The organism is Brevibacillus laterosporus, assembly GCA_007833815.1.
GTDB classification, from domain to species: Bacteria; Bacillota; Bacilli; order Brevibacillales; family Brevibacillaceae; genus Brevibacillus_B; species Brevibacillus_B laterosporus_D.
Window position 1 is genome coordinate 2,449,634 of sequence record CP033464.1, and the last position, 22,212, is coordinate 2,471,845.

The 22,212-nt window shown below is 42.7% G+C and carries 15 protein-coding genes; 14 read left to right on the forward strand and 1 reads right to left on the reverse strand.

Translation table 11 applies throughout. The features are described from left to right. Positions 1 to 82 precede the first annotated feature (82 nt). The 7 genes from secD (at position 83) to EEL30_12940 (ending at position 9,629) form a co-directional block, all read left to right on the forward strand. On the forward strand, positions 83 to 1,318 hold the full coding sequence (secD, locus tag EEL30_12910) for a protein translocase subunit SecD (protein ID QDX93126.1): 1,236 nt from the start codon (positions 83 to 85) through the stop codon (positions 1,316 to 1,318). Beyond that, positions 1,308 to 2,243 (forward strand): protein translocase subunit SecF, encoded by a 936-nt coding sequence (gene secF, locus EEL30_12915; GenBank protein QDX93127.1) that lies wholly within the window; start codon positions 1,308 to 1,310, stop codon positions 2,241 to 2,243. The genes secD and secF overlap by 11 nt, the downstream gene beginning before the upstream one ends. 80 nt (positions 2,244 to 2,323) lie before the next feature. Continuing rightward, positions 2,324 to 3,253, forward strand: coding sequence for a cation transporter (locus EEL30_12920; protein ID QDX93128.1), 930 nt, complete (start codon positions 2,324 to 2,326; stop codon positions 3,251 to 3,253). A 140-nt stretch (positions 3,254 to 3,393) separates the two neighbouring features. Further along, a complete protein-coding gene (recJ, locus tag EEL30_12925) occupies positions 3,394 to 5,751 on the forward strand; it encodes a single-stranded-DNA-specific exonuclease RecJ (protein ID QDX93129.1) in 2,358 nt (785 codons plus the stop codon). A 54-nt stretch (positions 5,752 to 5,805) separates the two neighbouring features. Next, positions 5,806 to 6,318: an adenine phosphoribosyltransferase gene (locus EEL30_12930; protein ID QDX93130.1), complete on the forward strand. Its 513-nt coding sequence runs from the start codon at positions 5,806 to 5,808 to the stop codon at positions 6,316 to 6,318. Between the two features lie 221 nt (positions 6,319 to 6,539). Continuing rightward, a complete protein-coding gene (locus EEL30_12935; protein QDX93131.1) occupies positions 6,540 to 8,714 on the forward strand; it encodes a bifunctional (p)ppGpp synthetase/guanosine-3',5'-bis(diphosphate) 3'-pyrophosphohydrolase in 2,175 nt (724 codons plus the stop codon). A gap of 477 nt (positions 8,715 to 9,191) precedes the next feature. Next, positions 9,192 to 9,629 carry a D-tyrosyl-tRNA(Tyr) deacylase gene (locus tag EEL30_12940; protein QDX93132.1) on the forward strand — a complete coding sequence of 146 codons (438 nt, stop codon included), beginning with the start codon at positions 9,192 to 9,194 and terminating at the stop codon, positions 9,627 to 9,629. Positions 9,630 to 9,727: 98 nt separating this feature from the next. Here the strand turns inward: EEL30_12940 and EEL30_12945 are convergent, their stop codons facing one another. Beyond that, positions 9,728 to 11,629, reverse strand: a complete 1,902-nt coding sequence (locus EEL30_12945) for an N-acetylmuramoyl-L-alanine amidase (protein QDX93133.1) — start codon at positions 11,627 to 11,629, stop codon at positions 9,728 to 9,730. A 604-nt stretch (positions 11,630 to 12,233) separates the two neighbouring features. Here EEL30_12945 and EEL30_12950 point away from each other — a divergent pair. The 7 genes from EEL30_12950 (at position 12,234) to EEL30_12980 (ending at position 22,127) form a co-directional block, all read left to right on the forward strand. Continuing rightward, the gene (locus tag EEL30_12950; protein ID QDX93134.1) at positions 12,234 to 13,769 is read left to right on the forward strand and encodes a coproporphyrinogen III oxidase; all 1,536 of its coding nucleotides are present in this window, start codon (positions 12,234 to 12,236) and stop codon (positions 13,767 to 13,769) included. A 397-nt stretch (positions 13,770 to 14,166) separates the two neighbouring features. Beyond that, a complete protein-coding gene (locus EEL30_12955) occupies positions 14,167 to 15,432 on the forward strand; it encodes a histidine--tRNA ligase (GenBank protein QDX93135.1) in 1,266 nt (421 codons plus the stop codon). A 58-nt stretch (positions 15,433 to 15,490) separates the two neighbouring features. Beyond that, on the forward strand, positions 15,491 to 17,287 hold the full coding sequence (gene aspS / locus EEL30_12960; protein QDX93136.1) for an aspartate--tRNA ligase: 1,797 nt from the start codon (positions 15,491 to 15,493) through the stop codon (positions 17,285 to 17,287). Positions 17,288 to 17,597: 310 nt separating this feature from the next. Next, positions 17,598 to 18,353: a tRNA threonylcarbamoyladenosine dehydratase gene (locus tag EEL30_12965; protein QDX93137.1), complete on the forward strand. Its 756-nt coding sequence runs from the start codon at positions 17,598 to 17,600 to the stop codon at positions 18,351 to 18,353. A gap of 307 nt (positions 18,354 to 18,660) precedes the next feature. Next, positions 18,661 to 19,977 (forward strand): AAA family ATPase, encoded by a 1,317-nt coding sequence (locus EEL30_12970; protein QDX93138.1) that lies wholly within the window; start codon positions 18,661 to 18,663, stop codon positions 19,975 to 19,977. 555 nt (positions 19,978 to 20,532) lie between these two features. After that, the gene (locus EEL30_12975) at positions 20,533 to 20,952 is read left to right on the forward strand and encodes an Rrf2 family transcriptional regulator (protein ID QDX93139.1); all 420 of its coding nucleotides are present in this window, start codon (positions 20,533 to 20,535) and stop codon (positions 20,950 to 20,952) included. A 32-nt stretch (positions 20,953 to 20,984) separates the two neighbouring features. Continuing rightward, a complete protein-coding gene (locus EEL30_12980) occupies positions 20,985 to 22,127 on the forward strand; it encodes a cysteine desulfurase (protein ID QDX93140.1) in 1,143 nt (380 codons plus the stop codon). The last annotated feature ends 85 nt before the right edge of the window (positions 22,128 to 22,212 follow it).

Consider the following 22,212-nt stretch of genomic DNA (forward strand, 5'->3'; position numbering starts at 1 on the left):
TATAATGGGCATATTGATTCTTTGAATTGGGATATTTGCGTATGAACGCTTGGTATCCATTGGGAAAGGGGCATTATGTTAGATGATAAAGTGGAGTAGATTTGTTCTCTTCCTACTGGTGATCGGACTCTTAGGTACGCTCATGGCCACTACTACCACAAAAGTAGCGGGCAATATCGTGCTTGGTCTTGACTTAAGAGGCGGATTTGAAATTTTGTATGAAGTAGAACCGCTTGATTCAAAACAGAAAACAAACACTGAATTATTAACCGCAACAGCTCAGATGATTGAGAAACGTGTAAATATCGGTGGGGTTTCTGAACCAGAAGTAACGATTGAAAAACCTAACCGCGTACGCGTAAAATTGGCGGGGGTTACCGATCCTGAGAAGCTACGTGCCTTGATCGGGAAACCAGCTGTATTGACGTTCCGTGATATGACAGGTGAAACGGTACTGCGCGGTACAGACCTAGCACCCGGTGGAGCAGCTATTGGTTACGGTGAGTTAAATGAACCAGAGGTTACTCTAAAATTTGCGAGTGCGGAAAAATTTGCAGAAGTAACACGTAATAATTTAGGGAAACAAGTTGCTATCTTCTTGGATGAAAACATGTTAACAAATCCTACGATAAACTCTGTTATTACAAATGGTAGTGCGCGAATAACTGGTAAATACACAAAAGAAGAAGCTCGTGAATTAGCAGAAACGTTAAATGCCGGTTCACTGCCTGCTAAATTAATTGAAAAGCAAGTAACCGCTGTTGGAGCAAGCCTAGGTGATATGGCTCTGAAAAAAACCATTAACGCAGGCTACATCGGTGGAGCACTAATTTTTCTCTTTATGCTACTGGTATACCGTGTTCCAGGTATGGTTGCAAATATCACATTAACTGCATTTATTTACGTTTGTTTAGTGGTGTTACAATGGATGCATGCTACGCTGACTCTGCCAGGTATTGCAGGCTTTATTTTGGCCGTAGGGATGGCGGTAGATGCTAACATTATTACCTATGAACGTATTCAAGAGGAAATTAAAACAGGTAAAACGATTCTGTCTTCTTTCCGTGCGGGTGAACGTCGCTCCTTGATTACGATCATTGATTCACACGTTACTACTTTGATTGCGTGTGTCGTTCTGTTCTACTTTGGGACAAGCTCCATTCAAGGTTTCGCGATTATCCTAGCAATGACTCTTATTGTAAGCTTGATTACCAACGTGTTTGGCTCTCGCTTTTTGCTATGGTTGCTTCTTCGTTCCAATGCGTTTAAGAAGCCTCGCTGGTTTGGTGTAAAGGAGAGTGAAATCGGTGAACTCTAAAGAAAAAGATATTGTTAAATTTGATATTGTTAAAAACCGACACAAGTTTTATTGGTTTTCAGGTATCTTACTAGTTCTAGGTTTGGCCTCAATGATGTTTTTTGGCTTAAATAAAGGCGTTGATTTTACAGCCGGTACTCGTTTAGACCTATTCATTAACACACAGTTTAATGAAGCAGATGTCCAACAAATTATTACAAAAGCAGTTCCTGATGTTCACTTTAAAGATGTAACCAAGTATGGAAATAACAAAGAATTTGCAACTACAACGTTTACGGAAACCATCACTCCAGAAAAGCTGAAAGAGATTGAGGCTGCTATAAAAGCAAAATATGGTGATCAAGTAACCAAGCAGGAATCTACTGTTGACCCCGTGATTGCTAATGAATTGGTGAACAAAGCGATTATTGCTCTTTTGGTTGCTTCTGCAGGGATCGTTGTATATATTGCCATTCGATTCCAATTCTTATTCGGGATTGCTTGCGTTATCTCCATTTTACATGATGCTTTTATCCCGATTGCCCTGTTCTCCTTGTTCCGTCTAGAAGTTGACTTAACATTTATTGCAGCGATTTTAACGATCGTAGGTTATTCTATTAATGATACGATTGTTATCTTTGACCGTATCCGTGAGAATATGCGTACAATGAAAACGAAAACCATTGAGGACCTAGAGCACATGGTAAACGTGAGCTTGTGGCAAAGTATGCGTCGCTCTATCTTTACCGTTTTGACCGTGTTCATTACGGCTGCTGCTATTGCTATCTTTGGTAGCGAAGGCATTCGTAACTTCTCCTTGGCTCTCATTTTCGGTCTGATCAGTGGTACGTACTCGTCAATCTTTATTGCCGCACAGATATGGGTATCCATGAAAGAACGTGAAATGAAGAAAAAAGGTTTAAAAGCTACTCCTAATGAAAGCTAAATTGGATAGAATAAACCGTGGGGGACGTCCCCTGCGGTTTTTTTCATTCTCAAGTTCCATATACTAGGGGAGGAAACCAAATGGAAAATCGTTTAGCGAAAGCTCAGTTTGCCGCCTGGATAGGTATTGTTGGCAATCTGTTGCTCGCGCTTGCCAAATTAATGGTGGGGGTCGTTGCTGATTCGAGAGCGATGGTAGCTGATGCTGTTCATTCTGCATCGGATGTAATAGGGTCAGTTGCTGTCTTAATCGGGCTGCGTGCAGCAGAAGCGCCCCCAGATAGCGATCATCCTTACGGGCACGGAAAAGCAGAGTCGATTTCAGCTATCATAGTATCTATTTTGCTTGCTATTGTGGGTTTTGAAATTGCTTATTCCTCGTATAAATCGCTTTTTGAGCCACTTGAGCCTCCAGGCATGTTGGCAGTATGGGCGGCATTGGGCTCGATGATTATAAAAGAATGGATGTTTCGATATAAATACAATTTAGGCAAAAAGTTGAACAGTCAGTCATTAATTGCAAATGCTTGGGAGCATCGCTCTGATGTATATTCTTCTTTTGCTGCGTTAATTGGTGTTGGCGGAGCTATCTTGGGTGAAAAAATGGGGATTAATTGGACCGTGTATCTTGATCCGATTGCTGGGATTTTTGTCTCCTTCCTTGTACTACAAACAGCCTACCATATTTTAAAAGAATCGATTCATTCAACGTTGGATCATGTATTGCATGAAGAGGATACTTTGCCGCTACGTGAAACGGTTTTGAATGTAGAGGGAGTATTGCGAATTGATGCATTGTGGGCAAGAGAAACTGGTCACTACCAAATCGTTGATATTAAGGTTTCAGTTGACCCATATATAACCGTTGAGGAAGGTCATCGGATCGGAAAAAACGTAAAACGGAGCTTAATGGAGAAACATCAGGATATTCGAAATGTGTTTGTCCATATAAACCCATACGATGAAATGGGAAAGTCAAGTGACGAAAAACCTCCTAAGACGCGGGTTTAATGTGGATTAATCCATGTTTTTTACAACCAAATATCATATTTAGAATGATTTTCAAAAAACATACGCTTTTTTGGTTTATAAGAAAGCTTGGCATGCCCTCTATTTCTTTATATAATGGATGAGGATTGGAGGGCTGCCTCATGCTACAAGCGAAATCGCGATGGCAACTCACCCCATGTGACGAAGCAAGAAGTGCGGAGATTGCCCAAGCGTGTGGGATATCGCCTTTGCTGGCACGATTGCTCGTTCTAAGAGGGATGGATACGTCACAAAAGGCGCGTGACTTTTTGCATGTGAGTCCAGAACAATTGCACGATCCATTTTTATTGGATGGCATGGACAAAAGCGTGCATCGAATCCAACAGGCGATTGAGCGCCAGGAACCGATTTGCATTTATGGAGACTATGATGCGGATGGAGTTAGCTCCACTGCTTTGATGGTGCATTTGTTACGAAAATTGGGAGCCACTTTTGATTACTATATACCGAATCGTTTTAAAGAAGGATATGGGTTAAACCAAACAGCGTTGTCATACATTTATGACAGCGGTTTTCGACTTGTCGTTACTGTGGATACCGGCATAAGTGCGGTAGAGCAAGTAGCGCATGGAAATCAGTTGGGGCTTGATATCATCGTGACGGATCACCATGAACCGCCTGAGATTTTACCTGATGCGTTTACGGTCATGAACCCTAAAAAACCGGGTTGTTCCTATCCGTTTGATATGCTGGCAGGTGTCGGAGTTGCCTTTAAGCTTGCACATGCTCTGTTAAAAGAACCTCCGATGGATTTAATTGATTTGGCAGCAATTGGAACGATTGCTGACCTTGTCCCACTAGTGGATGAAAATAGGGTGTTAGCTAGCTTAGGGTTACAACGATTAAATCGGACACACAATGTAGGCATCCAAGCTTTACTTGATGTGTGCGGCCTTCAGGAGAAAGAGATTACAGCAGGACATGTCGGCTTTGCCATTGGTCCACGGATTAATGCAGGCGGCCGTTTAGAAACAGCGGAAGCAGCGGTTAAATTGCTCGTATCAGAGGATGTACAAGAAGCGAAGGAACAAGCAGAAGTGCTTGATGAGTTGAATCGCGAGCGCCAAGAGCTTGTTCAAGCTATGGCGGAAGAAGCGATTGAAATGGTAGAACAGTTATATCCTGCAGATCAGAATGGGGTGCTGGTCGTTGCCAAAGAAGGCTGGAACGTTGGGGTTGTTGGTATTGTTGCTTCACGTTTAGTGGAGAGATTTTATCGACCTGCCATCGTGCTTGGTATCGATTCTGAGAAAGGTACAGCTAAAGGCTCGGCGCGAAGCATTGCCGGTTTTGACATGTATGGGGCATTGACAGCGTGCAAGGACCTTCTGCCACACTTTGGTGGTCACACAATGGCCGCAGGTATGACATTGCCTGTAGAAAATTTGGATTCGCTTCGCAAAGCGTTGCACCGAATATCACAAGAATGGTTACAACCAGAAGACTTCATTCCAAAAACAAGAGTAGATCTTGAAGTGGCCTTTGATGAGATCAATCTGGATCTTGCCATCGAACTGGAAGCACTAGCTCCATTCGGTATGGGTAACCCTACTCCAATGCTTGTCTGTGAGGAAGTTGGACATCAGGGTATGCGTAAAATCGGGAAGGATGAAACACATCTTAAATGTGTCTTGTCTCATGAGAAAAAGCAGCTAGATGCCATCGGTTTTGGCTTTGCTCCAATTATGGAACGTGTGGCTCCAACAGCAAAGCTATCGGTACTTGGTGAATTGCAGATTAATGAATGGAATGGACTACGAAAGCCTCAATTCTTGCTACGCGATGTAGCGGTGAAGCATAAGCAGATTTTTGACTGGCGGGGCACACGTGAGAAAGAGAAGAAGTGGATGAATAAGATAGCTACGGAAGAGCTTATTACGATTACATTCCAAGAAGCTAATTATCAACGATTGCATTCCTTGCTTACGAGTCAGCAGCTGTCACAAAGCTCACTCGTTTATGTAACGAATGCAGGAGTTATACAAGGTGACTGGAAAGAAGGATGTCGTTCTTTCGTTCTATATGACCTTCCTTCCTCCAAAACAGCATTGGGGCAAGCCATATCTACGTTGGATGAGATGGATTCTTTATACTGCTTGTTTGGAGATGCAGACGAGGCTTTTGAATTGTTACATGTGCCGAGTCGAGAAGATTTTAAAGGGCTGTATCAAATCTTTCGACAATATGGTAAAATCAACAAGGCTCATCTTGATGCATTAGCTAAAAAAATCAAGTTAAAGCGTTCGATTGTAGAGCGGATGCTTACTATTTTTATAGAGCTCTGTTTTATTGAAGATAGCGATCAAGCATATCTATTGCATCCAGAACCGGCCAAAGCTGCCTTGGATACTTCTTCGCGATACCTAGAATGGCGAGGGGAAGCTGAGCTACACGCTGAACTGCTCCTTTCTAATCATGAGGGACTTGGAAAATATTTGGAGTTGCTTCATCAGCCTTAGAAGAAGAGCACCCAACTTAAATTGTTTTTATTCTTTTGTAGGAGGCATTCCTTAATGAACTTTAAAGATTATATTCGCGTGATTCCAGATTACCCACAACCAGGGATTCGTTTTAAAGATATTACTACCCTGTTAAAAGATGGTCCTGTATACAAAGCGGCAATCAATGAACTAAAAGTATTTGCTGATACCCTAAATGTGGATGTAATTGCAGGACCGGAAGCACGTGGTTTTGTTGTAGGAGCACCGTTGTCTTATGCGATGAACGTTGGATTTATTCCGATTCGCAAGGCTAACAAATTACCTTACAAAGCAATTCAAGCTGACTATAGCCTAGAGTACGGCAGTGATGCTTTGGCGATGCATGAAGATGCAATCAAGCCAGGTGACCGTGTACTGATTGCTGATGACCTACTAGCGACAGGTGGTACAATCGAAACGTCTATCAACCTTGTTGAACAATTGGGCGGAATCGTAGTAGGTGCCGTATTCTTAATTGAATTGAGCTATCTAGATGGTCGTCAAAAACTAGGTGACATCCCTGTTTCTTCTCTTATCACATACTAGTATATTGGATAAAAACCTCTGTGAGCTTTTCGCTTGCAGAGGTTTTTTGTGGTTTTGCCTAAGGGACTCGAGGAAAAAGTGTCTATTTTGTGTGTTTTAAGTAGAGAATGGAAGATTATTACCTTTACATTCTCCCCTTCATACCAGATAATAAAAGGTAATACGTTTAAGGGAAAGATAGACGGTTTTCATCTTCAGAGTGAAGATTAAGGAAGGGAAATATGACAACGGGCATCGAGGAAATTTTAAGCAAAGCGAATAGCTATATGTCAGACGAGGACGTTACTATGCTGGAGCGTGCCTATGATTTAGCGCGCAAAGCTCACGAAGGCCAAGTGCGTAAATCCGGGGTGCCTTATATTATGCATCCGATCGCAGTGGCAGGCATTTTGACGGATATGCACATGGATGCTGTTACCGTCGCTGCCGGTTTCCTCCATGATGTTGTGGAAGATACCGAATTTACACTGGACGACTTGCGTAAAGATTTTGGTTCAGAGGTAGCTCATCTGGTAGACGGAGTCACAAAGCTGGAAAAAATTAAATACAAATCCAAAGAAGAGCAGTTAGCGGAGAATCATCGCAAAATGCTTGTGGCCATGGCACAAGATATTCGGGTCATTTTAATTAAATTGGCGGACCGTTTGCATAATATGCGTACGTTACGTCATATGTCCGAAGAAAAGCAACGTGAAATTTCGGATGAAACGTTGGAAATCTTTGCACCGCTGGCTCATCGCCTAGGGATTGCCTTTGTAAAGTGGGAGCTAGAGGATACTGCTTTGCGCTATTTGAATCCACAGCAATATTATCGGATTGTAAACCTCATGCAGAAGAAACGGACAGAGCGCGAGGAGTACATTACGGAAGCGAAGGCAATGATTACTGATAAATTAGATGAGTTGCATATTGAAGCGGAGATTGCTGGCAGACCTAAGCATATCTATAGCATCTATAAAAAGATGGTGTCGCAGAATAAGCAGTTTAACGAAATCTATGACTTGCTAGCGCTACGCATCATTGTAAATGATATTCGTGATTGCTACGCTGTGCTCGGAATTGTACACACTTTGTGGAAACCGATGCCAGGGCGATTCAAAGATTATATTGCTATGCCAAAAGCTAACATGTATCAATCCTTGCATACAACAGTAATCGGTCCTAAAGGTGAACCGTTGGAAGTGCAAATTCGGACATGGGAGATGCATCGAACAGCGGAGATTGGTATCGCTGCTCACTGGGCTTATAAAGAGGGCAAAGGGGAAGTCCAAGGTTCTTTTGAAGAGAAGATTGGTAATCTCCGAGAGATCATTCAAGGTGGACAAGAAGAGACACCGAATGCTCAGGAATTTATGGAATCACTCAAGCAGGATTTGTTTTCCGATACGGTATTTATCTTTACACCAAAAGGTGACGTGGTGGAGCTTCCAAAAGGTTCGGTTCCTTTGGATTTTGCTTATCGCATCCATTCAGCTGTCGGCAATCGGACAATCGGAGCGAAAGTGAACGGAAAAATCGTTCCGCTTGATTTTGCGTTGCGTACAGGTGACATTATGGAAATTTTGACTTCCAAACATTCGTATGGTCCAAGTCAAGATTGGCTCAAAATAGCTAAGTCTGCTCATGCTCGCAATAAGATCAAGCAGTGGTTTAAGAAAGAAAAGCGGGAAGAAAACGTGGCTAAAGGGCTATCTATGATCGAAGCTGAGGTTAAAGCGCGTGGCTTTGATTTAAAAGAGACCATGACCACGGAGAATGTAAAAGAAGCAGCAACTAAATTTAACTTCCAATCTGACGAGGATATGTACTCAGCAGTCGGATATGGCGGGCTCACCTCTGCACAAGTAGCGAATCGACTGACAGAAAAAATACGTAGAGATCGGGAAGAGCAGCAACAGCAAGCCATTCAGGAATTTAAATCACATGCACCCGCTCAGAAACAAACGAGAAGTGATACAGGCATCCGCGTAGAAGGCGTGGACAATTTGTTGACTCGTATTTCCCGATGTTGTTCGCCGGTTCCAGGGGATGACATTATTGGTTTCATCACAAGAGGACGGGGAGTCTCCATTCATCGTAAGGATTGTCCGAATGTGACTCTAGAAGAGAATGATCGACTCATTCCTGTACAATGGGAAGGCGACCAGAAACAAAACTACAATGTAGACATCGAAATTACCGGCCATGATCGCACAGGCTTGTTAAATGATGTGTTACATGTAGTGGGGGAGACGAAAACCAATATTGCAGCCGTTAGTGGCAAAGCAGATCGCAATCGCGTTGCTACTATTAACATGACGATCTGTATTAACAACATTGATCATCTACATCGCGTGGTAGAACGAATCAAACGCATTAAAGACATTTATTCTGTTCGCCGGATTTTGAACACCTAACATTTTTATGTGTCAGACAGTGATTCCTTGGGAACACTGTCTTTTCTTTGATAACCATGAAACTTGACTTGAACCTCTCATGGCTAAAGCCACGAGATTCCTGCGCTATCACATCCAACGAAGTGAGAATTAGCAGGCTATCCCCGTAGTCCCTACGGTTATTGAAAAAAAGTGTACGTTGGACTCTTCTCTCTGACCTACTGCTTGGTTTTCGCTTTTCGGTCAGAGAGGACGAAGGTGCTTGAATGTTTTACGCCACAAAGCATTCCTTATGGCAACCCCATACATTCAGTTTTCAATGAGCAATCTATACAAGATTAGTATACCTGTTCTTGTTAGTTATTCAAAGAAGTAGTCGGACAAGTAACGTGTCAGAAGACACGCTTTGTCCGAAGCCGATTCACCTCATGATTAAAATCACGAGTGTTCTCGGCTAATTCATAAAATCTAATAGAGATGGAACAGGAGTGGTAAGAAGTGCGAGTCGTTGTACAAAAGGCAAAAGCATCAAGCGTTTCTGTGAACGGAGATGTGGTAGGACAGATTGAGCGTGGGTTGGTTTTATTAGTCGGTATTACGCATGAGGATACGATGAAAGATGTAGAATTTGTAGCAGACAAAGTAGCAAATTTGCGGATTTTTGAAGACGAGGAAGGAAAAATGAATTACTCTGTGAAAGATACAGGTGGTCAAATTTTATCTATTTCCCAATTTACCCTATACGGAGATTGCCGTAAAGGTCGACGTCCTAACTTTATGTCGGCTGCTCGTCCAGAGGTTGCTGAGCCTTTGTATGATCAATTTAATGAGGTATTGCGGAGTAAAGGGTTACATGTAGAGACGGGGCGTTTTGGGGCAATGATGGATGTGCAGATATATAACCATGGACCTGTAACGTTGATTGTTGAAAGCTAATGGTAGGTGAAACAAAGGTCTTCGAGAACTCAAACTAACTAAACGTAATAAAAAAGCAGCTAGTCCATTGTGGACCAGCTGCTTTTTTGTAGTAACCTCTAGTTCGGATAAACCTGGAAGTAACGCAATATGCCTCGGAATAAACCTTCTGCCGCATTGTGTTGATGTTGCTCGTCTCGCAGGTTAGCTTCTTCTTGTGGGTTGGTCATAAAGCCGATTTCAGCAAGAATCGCTGGCTTTGGATTTTCACGAATGACATGGAAATCACCAAATCTGGACGTTAAATCCTTATATTGAGTGGTAGCAACAATCTCTCTTTGCGTCAGTTCGGCTAATTCCATTGATTTGCCTTTATGGTAGTAGAACATGATGGTACCATTTGTTGCTGCGTTTGGATGCGTATTGTGATGGACACTGACAAACATGTCTGCATTGTTTTGCACAGCCACTTGAACACGTTGTTCCAATGTAAGAGTAGTATCATCAGCACGAGTCATGATGACGCGGGCTCCAGACGCCTCCAGACGTTGTTTCAGCTTCAGAGCTACCTGAAGGTTAATCTCTTTTTCAAATGTCTTGTAACTGGTACCCACGGCACCACTATCTGTCCCACCGTGTCCAGGATCAATTACAATTAATTTACCTCTCGCTTCATTTCCACTTAAGGCAGGTAGGTTGTTTAGATCTGTTGATTCTTTTTGTACAACCCAGCTTGCAATATAGGCCGTTGTGTTATCTTTCAGGCGAATTTGATACCATTCACCTTCTGTTTTTATAACGGAATAGCTTTCACCTGGTTGTACAGTACCTACTGGCTCGTATTCGGTGCCTGGACCAGAACGAACGTTTGTACTTTCATTTAATACTTTGATTTTCATTTCTGTGTTATTACTAGGTACTGAGGGCTGAAGGTTATTTTGATTCTTATGTTCATTTGGGTCAACTACTCCAAGCGTAGGAGGGGTAACTGTTGATTTGGTAACCAACCAGCTAGCTATCCAGCCTGTTTTACCATCCGGTGTTTTTACTTGAAACCAGTCGTTGCTTTGGGATAATACAGGTAGTACATTTCCATTATTCACTTGGGTGATGACCTGGCTTGTGGTGTTCGCTTGACTCCGTATGTTTACATTATTTCCAGTTACCTTCACCGTAGTGCTTGATGAAGCAGGATTTGGTTGTGTCGGAGGCAGTGTTGTCTGATCAGACGGAGGAGCTCCTGGTTTTGAGATCCAAGCTGTTGTGCCATTATACAAAATTTGATCCCATCCATTTGACTCCGAATATTTACTCACTTGATCGCCTGCGCTTAACTGCCCGATAATCACAGCTGCGACATTGGGCTCTGCATACACATTGGTAACGGCGGAAATTTTAATGCTACTGTTAGACGGAGGTTGCACAGTAGGTTCCACAGGTGGCAACACATCAGCGGGTGTGGGCTGATTGTTCTGATCCGCTGTAGGATTTGTTGGTGATGGTGCCCCTGGTAGCGGTGCTGACGTAGTGGGTGGTGTAGCATGTTGTACAAAATTAGCGTTAACCCAGCCTGTAGTTTTGTCAGACAATTGAATTTGTGCCCATACGCCTTCTTTTTTAATCATTTTGTAGCTTTTGGTCTTGTCCATTATCTGAACGATTTGAGCGTCTGGTTTGGGTTCTGTCCGTACGTTTAGCATATCAACTGTGCTTTTTAAATAAATAACCTTTGGTGGCTGAGGAGGTGCTTTAATCTCCTGAAGGTATGTATTTAATCCCCAGCCTTGTTTGCCATTAGGAAGTTTTACCTGTATCCATTTATCTTTTTTTGATAGAACGGTTAGTTTTGTTGACTTAGGTACGGAACTTACAAGTTGATAGTTGGTTCCTGGACCAGAGCGAATGTTTAAAATATCGGCTGTTACCTGCACCTGGTTCGCTGCCCAGGCCATCTGAAGGGGCGCAACCAAGCTTGTGAGGCATGTTGCAAGCCCGATGATCATTTTCTTGCGAGAAAACACGTTTGTCCCATCCTTTCTGTTTGTTATTTATTCCGCCTAGCGGAAGGTTGATTTTCCGTAAAACCATACTCTTCTTCATAGACCCTACATTTTCCTGCAACTTCCGACATTTTTTTCGAGATGCATGCAAATCTTCCCATCCGGAAACAATAGTGTAAGGAGGGATCGAGCATGCGCCAATCCAATAAAGAACGTTTTGCCCAAGAATTAAATCGTCGCATGTTTTCCGTTGATTTTCATGATTTCTTGCAAAAAGAAGCCATTTTAAACGATGTGGAAATGTCGCATGAGTTTCATATCAGTATCCGCGAGGTACAAGAGTTACGCCGGCGTTCTAAACAGTAGAGCGTGACGGAAGTTGCCGAACGAGAGTACGTCAAGCTAGTTCAAGTAGAGCAAGCTAGATGTAGTCGAACAACCTATTCAGTAGTGAATCTCATGTCTTCTCTTTTCTTACGTATCGTACCAGCTTGTTCTTATGCGATGTAATACCCATTTAAAAATGTATGCTTTGGATAAGAACAGTTGGTTCCCTCTCTGAAATTGACCACCTTATGTTGGTAAGGTAAGATGAGAAGGATTGCGAAAGAAGCAGGTGAAGAACATGTTGCAAATTATATGCGTGGGTCATCAGTTCGAACGTGAAATCGGCTTTATTGCCGCACTGTTCTATGAAGTTCCCGCGATTCATTATGTACTAGACTGGGAGAATTCCTCCCATCGTGATATCAAGATAGAACTTTGTTGTGAGTCACAAACCGATGGAGTCCATGCTACAGGACGTCTTTTGTTTGCTGATCAGCACCATACGTTTGAGTATGATCGTCCCTATCAGGACCGTTCCGAAAAGGGTATGCGCAAAACGGCGAAGCAAGCAATTAGCTACACGCTATTAACCTTGCTGGAGCGCCATACTGGAATGGAACAGGGATGGGGCATTTTGACGGGTATTCGACCTACCAAATTGTTGCACAAGATGCTTCAATCTGGTTTGAGTCGTGAGGAAGCTCACCGTCAATTAAGAGAAGACTACATGGTTCGCCCTCACAAGCTACAGCTCCTACAAGAGATAGTTGATCGTCAATTACATGTTGTTCCTGATTTATATCAAATTGATCGGGAAGTCTCTATCTACATTGGAATTCCATTCTGCCCAACAAAATGTGCGTACTGTACGTTTCCAGCATATGCAATTGGTGTACATCGCCAAAATGTAAATCCATTTTTGGCAGGATTGCATGAAGAGATTCGGTCAATAGGTGACTGGTTGACCCGCCAAGATCTAGTAATCACCTCCATTTACTTTGGCGGAGGTACACCTACCAGTATTACTGCTGACGAATTAGATGCGCTTTTTGTTACACTTTATAAACATTTTCCTCATATGGACCAAGTGCGTGAACTAACGGTAGAAGCTGGACGACCAGATACCATCACCCCTGATAAAATCGAGGTAATGAAAAAGTGGAAGGTTGACCGCATCAGCATCAATCCACAGTCGTTTACGCAAGAAACGTTGCAAGCGATTGGTAGACATCATACTGTTGAGGAAACAGTGGATAAATATAACTTGGCCATGGAGATGGGTTTAACGAACATTAATATGGACTTGATTATCGGATTGCCAAATGAGGGGATGCAAGAAATGAAGCATTCTCTTCAGGAAGTAGAAAAGCTCATGCCTACTTCTCTAACGGTTCATACGCTCTCGTTTAAGCGTGCATCGGAAATGACGCAAAATAAAGATAAATATCAGGTAGCCAGTCGTGAAGAGATTTTAAACATGATGCAAGAGACGGAAGAATGGGCGAAAGAGCAAGGATATTTGCCTTATTATCTCTACCGACAAAAAAACATCTTGGGTAATCTCGAAAATGTGGGCTATGCGCTACGGGATCAGGACTCTATCTATAACATCGTAATGATGGAAGAGGTGCAGACTGTACTTGGCTTAGGCTGTGGAGCTGTCTCTAAGTTGATGAGACCTGGTAGCGGTGTTTTGTCACGTTGGCCAAATCCGAAAGATCCTAAAACGTATAATGATACGTATCAGCAGTTGATCGAGAAAAAACTGCGAGATTTAGATACGCTTTACTCAGATAAAATTTTAGGTGATCGCGTAGTTGACGCTCACTCTTGATTTTGCTATGATCTGTAATATAATTTTGATCTGATGACGGGACCAAGTAACCTTTAGACGGATAGCTAGAGAGGAAGCATCGTGGCTGAAAGTGCTTCTCTATTACGTTAGGTGAATGACCTCCCTGAAGACCCCAGTGAAAGGTAGCGTTGCTAGCTAGTAACTGTAAGGCGCGGCATCGGCGTTACGATGATAATGAAGTGGGATATGATTACATATATATCCAAGCAGGGTGGCACCACGGGAGAATATAATCTCTCGTCCCTGACATGTACGTAAGTTGGGCATGTCAAGGACGGGAGATTTTTTGTGTTTTCTAACAATTATTTTTCCTGACTTGCCCTGTACGGATTCTTTTTATATAGCAGGTCAAAAAACAAAAAAAGGAGAGACTCACATGGCGAAAATCCAAATTCCACGTGGTACACAAGACATTATGCCGGGTACGGTGGAGCTTTGGCAGCACATCGAAGGGAAGATGCGCGACCTTTGCACACGCTACAACTACCAAGAAATCCGCACGCCAATTTTTGAGCAGACAGAATTGTTCAGACGAGGCGTAGGTGAGACTACGGATGTAGTTGAAAAAGAGATGTACAGCGTTGAATCCCGTGGAGAAGGAGATTTCACCTTACGCCCGGAAGGAACGGCAGGAGTGGTACGTTCTTACGTGGAGAAAAAGCTGTATGGTGTACCTAATCAACCTACTAAGCTGTACTATTTAGGACCAATGTTCCGTCATGAACGTCCACAGGCTGGTCGTTTCCGCCAGTTTGTTCAGTTCGGTGTTGAAGCAATCGGTTCAGCTGATCCAGCAATTGATGCTGAAGTAATTGCTGTAGCGATGCGCATCTATCAAGAATTAGGACTTACGGGTTTGTCCGTAGAGATAAACAGCGTAGGGACTCTGGAAGATCGTGCTCGTCACCGCGGGGCATTACTTGACGTGTTAAATAGTGTACGCGATGAGCTTTGCGAGGATTGTCAATCTCGGATTGATCGCAATCCCTTGCGCGTTCTGGATTGCAAAAATAAAAAATGTCAAACCCTTACGAAAGATGCCCCTTCCTTGTTAGATTATCTTAGCGATGAATCCAAACAGCATTTTGAGGAGGTGCAAGCTTACCTTACAGCGATTAACATTCCGTTCCACATTAATCCGCGTATGGTGCGTGGTCTGGATTACTACACGCAGACTGCTTTTGAAATTAAAATGGCAGAGATCGGTGCGGTTGAAACATTGTGCGGCGGTGGTCGTTATAATGGTCTGGTTGCAGAAATTGGTGGCGAGGATATGCCGGGCATTGGTTTTGCGATGAGTATTGAACGCTTGTTAATGGCATTAGAAACGCAAAATATACAATTGCCAATCGAAACAGGACTAGATGCCTATATTGTTATGCAATCCGAAACAGCGAAAACAAAAGCATTCCAATTGCTAGATGACCTGCGCAACAAAGGTGTCAAAGCGGAGATGGATTACTTGGGCCGTAAAATGAAAGGTCAATTAAAAGCTGCTGATCGTGTAGAAGCGAAGTTTGCCGCGATCATTGGTGAATCAGAATTGGAAAAAGGCGTGGTCATGGTCAAAGAGCTAGCGACTGGTGATCAGCAAGAAGTAAGTTTTGCAGAATTAGGCGAATGGCTGTTGGCTAAACGCTAAGGATAGAGAGCAAGTACAAACAGATCGAACAGCATAAATAAAATTGGAGGGACCATCTATGAAATTTGATGTGCGCAGTGTCTATTGTGGCGAAGTTACCAAAGAACATGTAGAACAAGAGATTATTTTAAATGGTTGGGTTCAAAAACGTCGTGACCTTGGTGGAGTTATCTTTATCGATTTGCGTGACCGTACAGGAATTTGCCAGGTTGTATTTAACCCAGAAGTAAATAAAGAGGCATGGGAAAAAGCTGATCGCGTGCGTAGTGAGTACGTACTATCTGTAAAAGGTAAATTGGTACATCGTGGACCAGAAGCAGTTAACCCGAAAATCAAAACAGGTGAATATGAAATGCTAGCAACGGAGATCACCATCTTAAACGATGCAAAAACCCCTCCGTTCTTGATTGAAGACGAAATTGATGTAGACGAACAGATTCGTCTAAAATATCGCTATCTTGATCTTCGTCGTCCAGAGATGCAAAAAGCATTCTACTTGCGTTCAAAAGCGACAAAAGCGTTCCGTGATTTCTTGGATCAAAAAGGGTTCCTAGATATTGAAACGCCAATGCTTACGAAAAGTACTCCAGAGGGAGCGCGTGATTATCTTGTACCATCCCGTGTACACCCAGGTGAATTCTATGCATTGCCACAATCCCCGCAGATTTTTAAACAGCTGCTAATGGTTTCTGGATTCGAGCGTTACTATCAAATTGTGCGTTGTTTCCGTGACGAAGACTTACGTGCTGACCGTCAGCCAGAATTCACGCAAATCGACATTGAGACTTCCTTCTTGCCAATGGAAGAGTTGTTGCCAATGATGGAAGAAATGGTTCAGCATGTATTTAAACAAACGGTTGGTACAGATGTAGGGACATCATTCCCACGTGTAACGTATGCAGAGGCGATGGATCGCTATGGTTCCGACAAGCCGGACGTTCGTTTTGGTATGGAATTGACCAACGTATCTGATCTTGTAAAAGAAAGTGGCTTTAAAGTATTTGCAAGTACAGTAGAGACTGGCGGACAAGTAAAAGCTATTAATGCAAAAGGTTGCGGTCACTATTCACGTAAAGATGTTGACGATCTAGGTAAATTCGCTTCACGTTATGGAGCTAAAGGTCTTGCATGGATTGCATTTAAAGATGGCGAAGTAAAAGGGCCAATCGCTAAGTTCTTCTCTGAAGAAGAAGTAGCAGCAATTAAAGAACGCTTGCAGGTAGAGGAAGGCGATCTATTGTTGTTCGTAGCTGACAAACCAAAAGTAGTAGCAGATTCTCTAGGTGCGCTACGTAGCAAGCTAGGTGCTGAATTAGGCCTAATCGATCAAAGTAAATATGCCTTCTTATGGGTAGTCGATTTCCCATTAGTAGAGTGGGATGAGGAAGCAAAACGTTATGTAGCTCTACATCACCCGTTCACTCGTCCAAAAGACGAAGACCTTCATTTGTTTGAAACAGATCCAGGTGCTATTCGCGCTCAAGCATATGACTTGGTTCTAAACGGTTATGAATTAGGTGGCGGGTCTATGCGTATCTACAAACGCGATGTACAAGAGAAAATGTTCACGGCGCTTGGTTTTAGTCAAGAAGAAGCGAAAGAGCAATTTGGCTTCTTGATGGATGCTTTTGAATATGGCACACCTCCACACGGCGGTATCGCTCTAGGTTTAGACCGTTTGGTGATGTTGCTTGCTGGACGGACGAATTTGCGCGAAGTAATTGCTTTCCCGAAAACAGCGAGCGCAAGTGACCTAATGGTTAATGCTCCAAGTGAAGTAGACGAGAACCAGTTAAAGCAGTTGTTTATTGCTACCATTGAAGAAGAGAAAAAAGAAGAAGTAGAGAGCAAGTAAGTTTACGTGTACAATGGGTCCAACCAAGGCAAAGCGCCTCTTGGTTGGACCTGTTTTGTTTGCCTTGTCGGGTTCAATATGATAGCATATGCCTCATTACAAACTACTTAGAGTCCTAGTGAAATAATAGGAATTGAATATAAGCCTATTCGTGGGTATAATCGGAATGTCACCATTTTTATGATCGTATAAAAAGTATAAATCTGAGAAGATTACTAGGTCATATAATAAGGACATAAACAAAACTGTAACTATGGATGGAATGTTACTTATCAAAAAATAGATGAATGTAAGAAAGGTTGTTAGTGAAATGTTGCATCAATTCTCGCGTTGTGAACTGGCATTTGGTCCAGAAGGCTTGGAGAAAATGAGAAACAGTACCGTTGCTGTACTTGGTGTAGGCGGCGTAGGTTCTTTTACAGTAGAAGCTCTAGCACGTACTGGTGTAGGAAAGTTGATCTTGATTGATAAAGATGATGTTGATATCACAAACATTAATAGACAGATTCATGCTACTTTACACACGGTCGGACAGCAAAAAACCGAACTAATGAAAGAGCGTATCCACTCCATTAATCCAGAGTGCGAAGTTGTGACACTCCAGATGTTCTATGACGAGGAAACAGCTCCTCGTTTGTTCGAGCACAAGATAGATTACATTGTGGATGCTATGGATACAGTGTCTGCTAAAATTCACGTCATTCTAGAAGCAAAGAAACGCAACATCCCGATCATCGCGAGCATGGGGGCAGCTAACAAGATGGACCCGACTCGTTTTCAAGTGGAGGATATCTCTAAAACCAGCTATGACCCTATTGCAAAAGTAATTCGTCGTGAGCTAAAGAAGCATCGCATTTATAAAGGTGTCAAAGTAGTATATTCCAAAGAGATTCCTGTAACAATTCGTGCGGATGTACGAGAACAAATTGTTCAAAATCCAGATTCTCCTATTAGAAAAGTGAAGCAACCACCAGCAAGCAACGCATTTGTGCCATCTGTGGCAGGATTGATTTTAGCTAGTGTGGTTGTGCAAGATTTGGTTGGTTGGGTACCAAAAAAAGGCTAAAATAGGTTTTAATTTATAGTAGTAATTATTTTGAATTGATGGAATGGATAGCGCAGAGGCCTAAAGGCTTTTCTGCGCTACTTTCTTTACGGAAAGGAAGTCTAAGTAGAATGGCTACGATCAATTGTGATCTATACACAATGTGTATGATTTGGGATCATGACAAAGTTCTATTGGTAAATCGTCCAAGCAGTATCTTGCTTTTCTAAGTATGATGAACAGGGTATGATTACATCTATGGCTATGGTAACAAAAGACAGATTATAGATGCAAATAGGTAAAGAAGCCTAGTTGGGGGATGACAAGGATGGATTTATTTTCTTTCGCCCATGAGCAGGAAGATTCAAAAGGGCGTACTAAGCCGCTTGCGGCACGAATGAGACCAAAGAACCTAGATGAGGTTGTTGGGCAACAACATATATTAGCCAAAGGCTCTTTGCTTCGTAGAGCTATAGAAGCGGATCAAATCTCCTCTCTAATTTTCTACGGACCTCCGGGCACGGGAAAAACCACATTAGCAAAAGTAATAGCACGTACAACCAAATCGCATTTCAGTGAGCTAAATGCGGTCACCGCAGGGGTAGCTGACATTCGCCGGATCGTAGAAGAAGCGAAAGATCGGTTGGTCATGAATAGCCAACGCACGACGTTGTTTATAGACGAGATTCATCGTTTTAATAAATCTCAACAGGATGCACTCCTGCCTTATGTAGAAGAGGGTACGGTCATTTTGATTGGTGCCACAACGGAGAATCCCTTTTTTGAAGTAAATGCAGCCTTGCTGTCACGTTCACAAATTTTTTCCTTACAATCCCTGACAAATGAGGATTTAGGGCAAGTTATTGACAGAGCCTTAGCCGATGAGCTGGATGGACTAGGAGAATTACGAGTTCAAATCAAACCAGAAGCGAGAGAGCATTTGATTCACTATGCAGAAGGGGACGCTCGTCGGTTATTAAATGCACTAGAATTAGCTGCAACGACGACACCATTAAATGAAACAGGAGAGATCGTCATTACGCTGGACGTGGCAGTTGAATCAATCCAGCGTAGAGCTGTTCGCTACGATAAAAGTGGAGATAATCATTACGACACCATCTCTGCATTTATCAAGTCCATTCGAGGCTCTGATCCAGATGGCGCTTTGTACTGGCTCGCTCGGATGATTGATGCAGGTGAAGACCCACGATTTATAGCGCGTCGCTTAATTATCTCTGCCTCAGAGGATATCGGTAATGCTGATCCGCAAGCACTCTCGGTTGCTGTATCTTGCTTTCAAGCCTTAGAATTAATAGGCATGCCAGAGGGACGCATTTCCTTAGGGCAAGCCACCACGTATCTTGCGACCGCTCCGAAAAGTAACGCTGCTTATATGGGTATTAATCAGGCATTAACTTATGTGCAAAAAGAAGGACATAAGCCCGTGCCTGTCCACCTGCGTGATCGACATTATAAAGGGGCTGCTACATTAGGTCACGGAGAGGGCTACTTATATCCGCATGATTACCCCGAAGGCTATGTGAAACAGCGATATTTACCAGAAGGTGTGGAGGAGCGGTTTTATCATCCTAAGCAGATCGGGTATGAATCAGAAATTCAAAAACGCCAAGCATCTCGTAGCTAACCCCTATTATTCCGATCCCTTTACATTCTTTTAGGAAAAGTTTATATTTATTTTTAACAGAGACAACTAGAGCGTACTGGTTATTTTTCTTGTTTGTTATTGGATAAAAAAGAACTTCGACCCTCTGATAAGAGGGGTCGAAGTAATGGCATGCGAGAAGGTAAGTAACGAATAATTTTTCCATAAGAAAATACAAGAAGAGAACTGACGGGAAAGTACAAAGCTTGGTAAAGCAAAGAGAAAGACGACCGATTCATTAGTGTGGCTTTTACGTCCGTACATTTCCGCCCGGTTTATTCGGTAAATCTCCGTTCTCATTCGGTTGCTTGCTGTTTTCGTTTGCACCATATCTTGCTTTGTGAGCAAAGGTTCCTGCTGGTACTTCGTAAAGAACGTCAGATGGATGATTTCGGCCACGTTCGGAACGCTTGTTGGTTGCCATGTAAGCTCACCTCCCTGACGATATTTTGACCAAAAGCAAGAGACTCATGTGCTACAATATCAGGGAAGTTTGTCAAAAGACGTACAGTGAAACATAGAGGAGAGTTGTTAACGTTGAAAATTTCGACTAAAGGACGCTACGGCTTAACCATTATGATGGAGCTTGCCACCCGTCATGGGGACGGTCCTATTTCATTGAAAAGTATTGCTCAACGACATGAGTTGTCTGAGCATTATTTAGAGCAGTTAATTGCTCCACTTCGTAATGCAGGGTTGGTAAAAAGCATACGTGGGGCTTATGGTGGCTATGTGCTATCCAAATCGCCTGACGATATTACCTCGGGAGATATTCTGCGTGTGCTAGAAGGACCAATTAGTCCTGTGGAATTTGCGGAAGAAGAGGATCCTGCCAAACGTTATTTATGGTTGCGTATTCGCGATAGTATTACTTCTGTAATTGACTCCACTACGTTGCGAGACCTCATCAACTATCAAGATGACGGGCGCACTGATAATTATATGTTCTACATTTAAGTTTGTTAGATTACAAAGTAGGGGATTAGAACATGAACTCATATGTATATTTGGATAATGCAGCAACGACCCCTGTTCATCCACAAGTGGTATTGGCCATGCAGCCTTATTTCGCGGAGATTTATGGAAACCCATCCAGCATTCATGGGTTTGGTCGTGAAGCACGAAAAGCAATGGAAAAAGCACGGGAAACGATTGCAGATTTTCTAGGAGCTGACCCCGGACAAATTATTTTTACTAGTGGCGGTACAGAAGCAGATAATATGGCGTTGATCGGTGGAGCGCTTGCCAATGAACAAAAGGGCAAGCATATCATTACAACCCAAATCGAGCATCATGCGGTATTACATGCTTGTGAGCATCTGGAACGAATGGGGTTTGAAGTGACCTATTTACCGGTGGATGAAACGGGTATGGTCAGCCTAGATGATGTAAAAGAAGCTATTCGTCCTGATACCATTTTAGTCTCCATTATGTATGGGAACAATGAGGTAGGAACAATACAGCCTATCCAAGAGATCGGTAGCTTTTTGCAGGAACAAGGTATTTTGTTCCACTCAGATTGTGTACAAGCTTTTGGATTATTGCGCATCAAGGCAAACGAGCTGCCAGTAGATTTGATTTCTCTATCTGCCCATAAAATCAATGGACCAAAAGGGATTGGGGTCTTGTGTATGGGACGTAAAATTACAATTACTCCATACTTACACGGGGGGGCACAAGAGCGTAAGCGACGTGCCGGTACAGAAAATCTAGCTGGAATTGTTGGATTTGCTCAGGCAATCGAACTCATGCGCTCTGACCGTGAAGAACGTCGTAAAAAATATCTGGATATGCGCGAAGCAATGTTACATGTATTTAGCGAATCGGGTATTGCATTTGAAGTAAATGGTCATGACGAGCAATTTTTGCCTCATATCCTAAATGTCAGTTTTCTGGATATAAATACAGAGACGATGTTGTTTAATTTAGATTTGGCAGGTATTGCAGCTGCTAGTGGTTCTGCATGTACATCAGGGTCATTGGAAGTTTCTCATGTGCTGACAGCTATGCATTTGTCCAAAGAGCGCTCAGATACAGCGATCCGTTTTAGTTTTGGCATGACCAACACAAAAGAAGAAGTTACAACAGCAGCTCAAAAGATCGTGCAGATTGTAAAACGTTTGGTGAAATAAGGAATAAATGAATAAGCTGTTTGACATTAGCGTAGCTAGTTGTGAAAGGTTTGGAACGCTTGTTCGAATCAAGTTGTCAAAACCC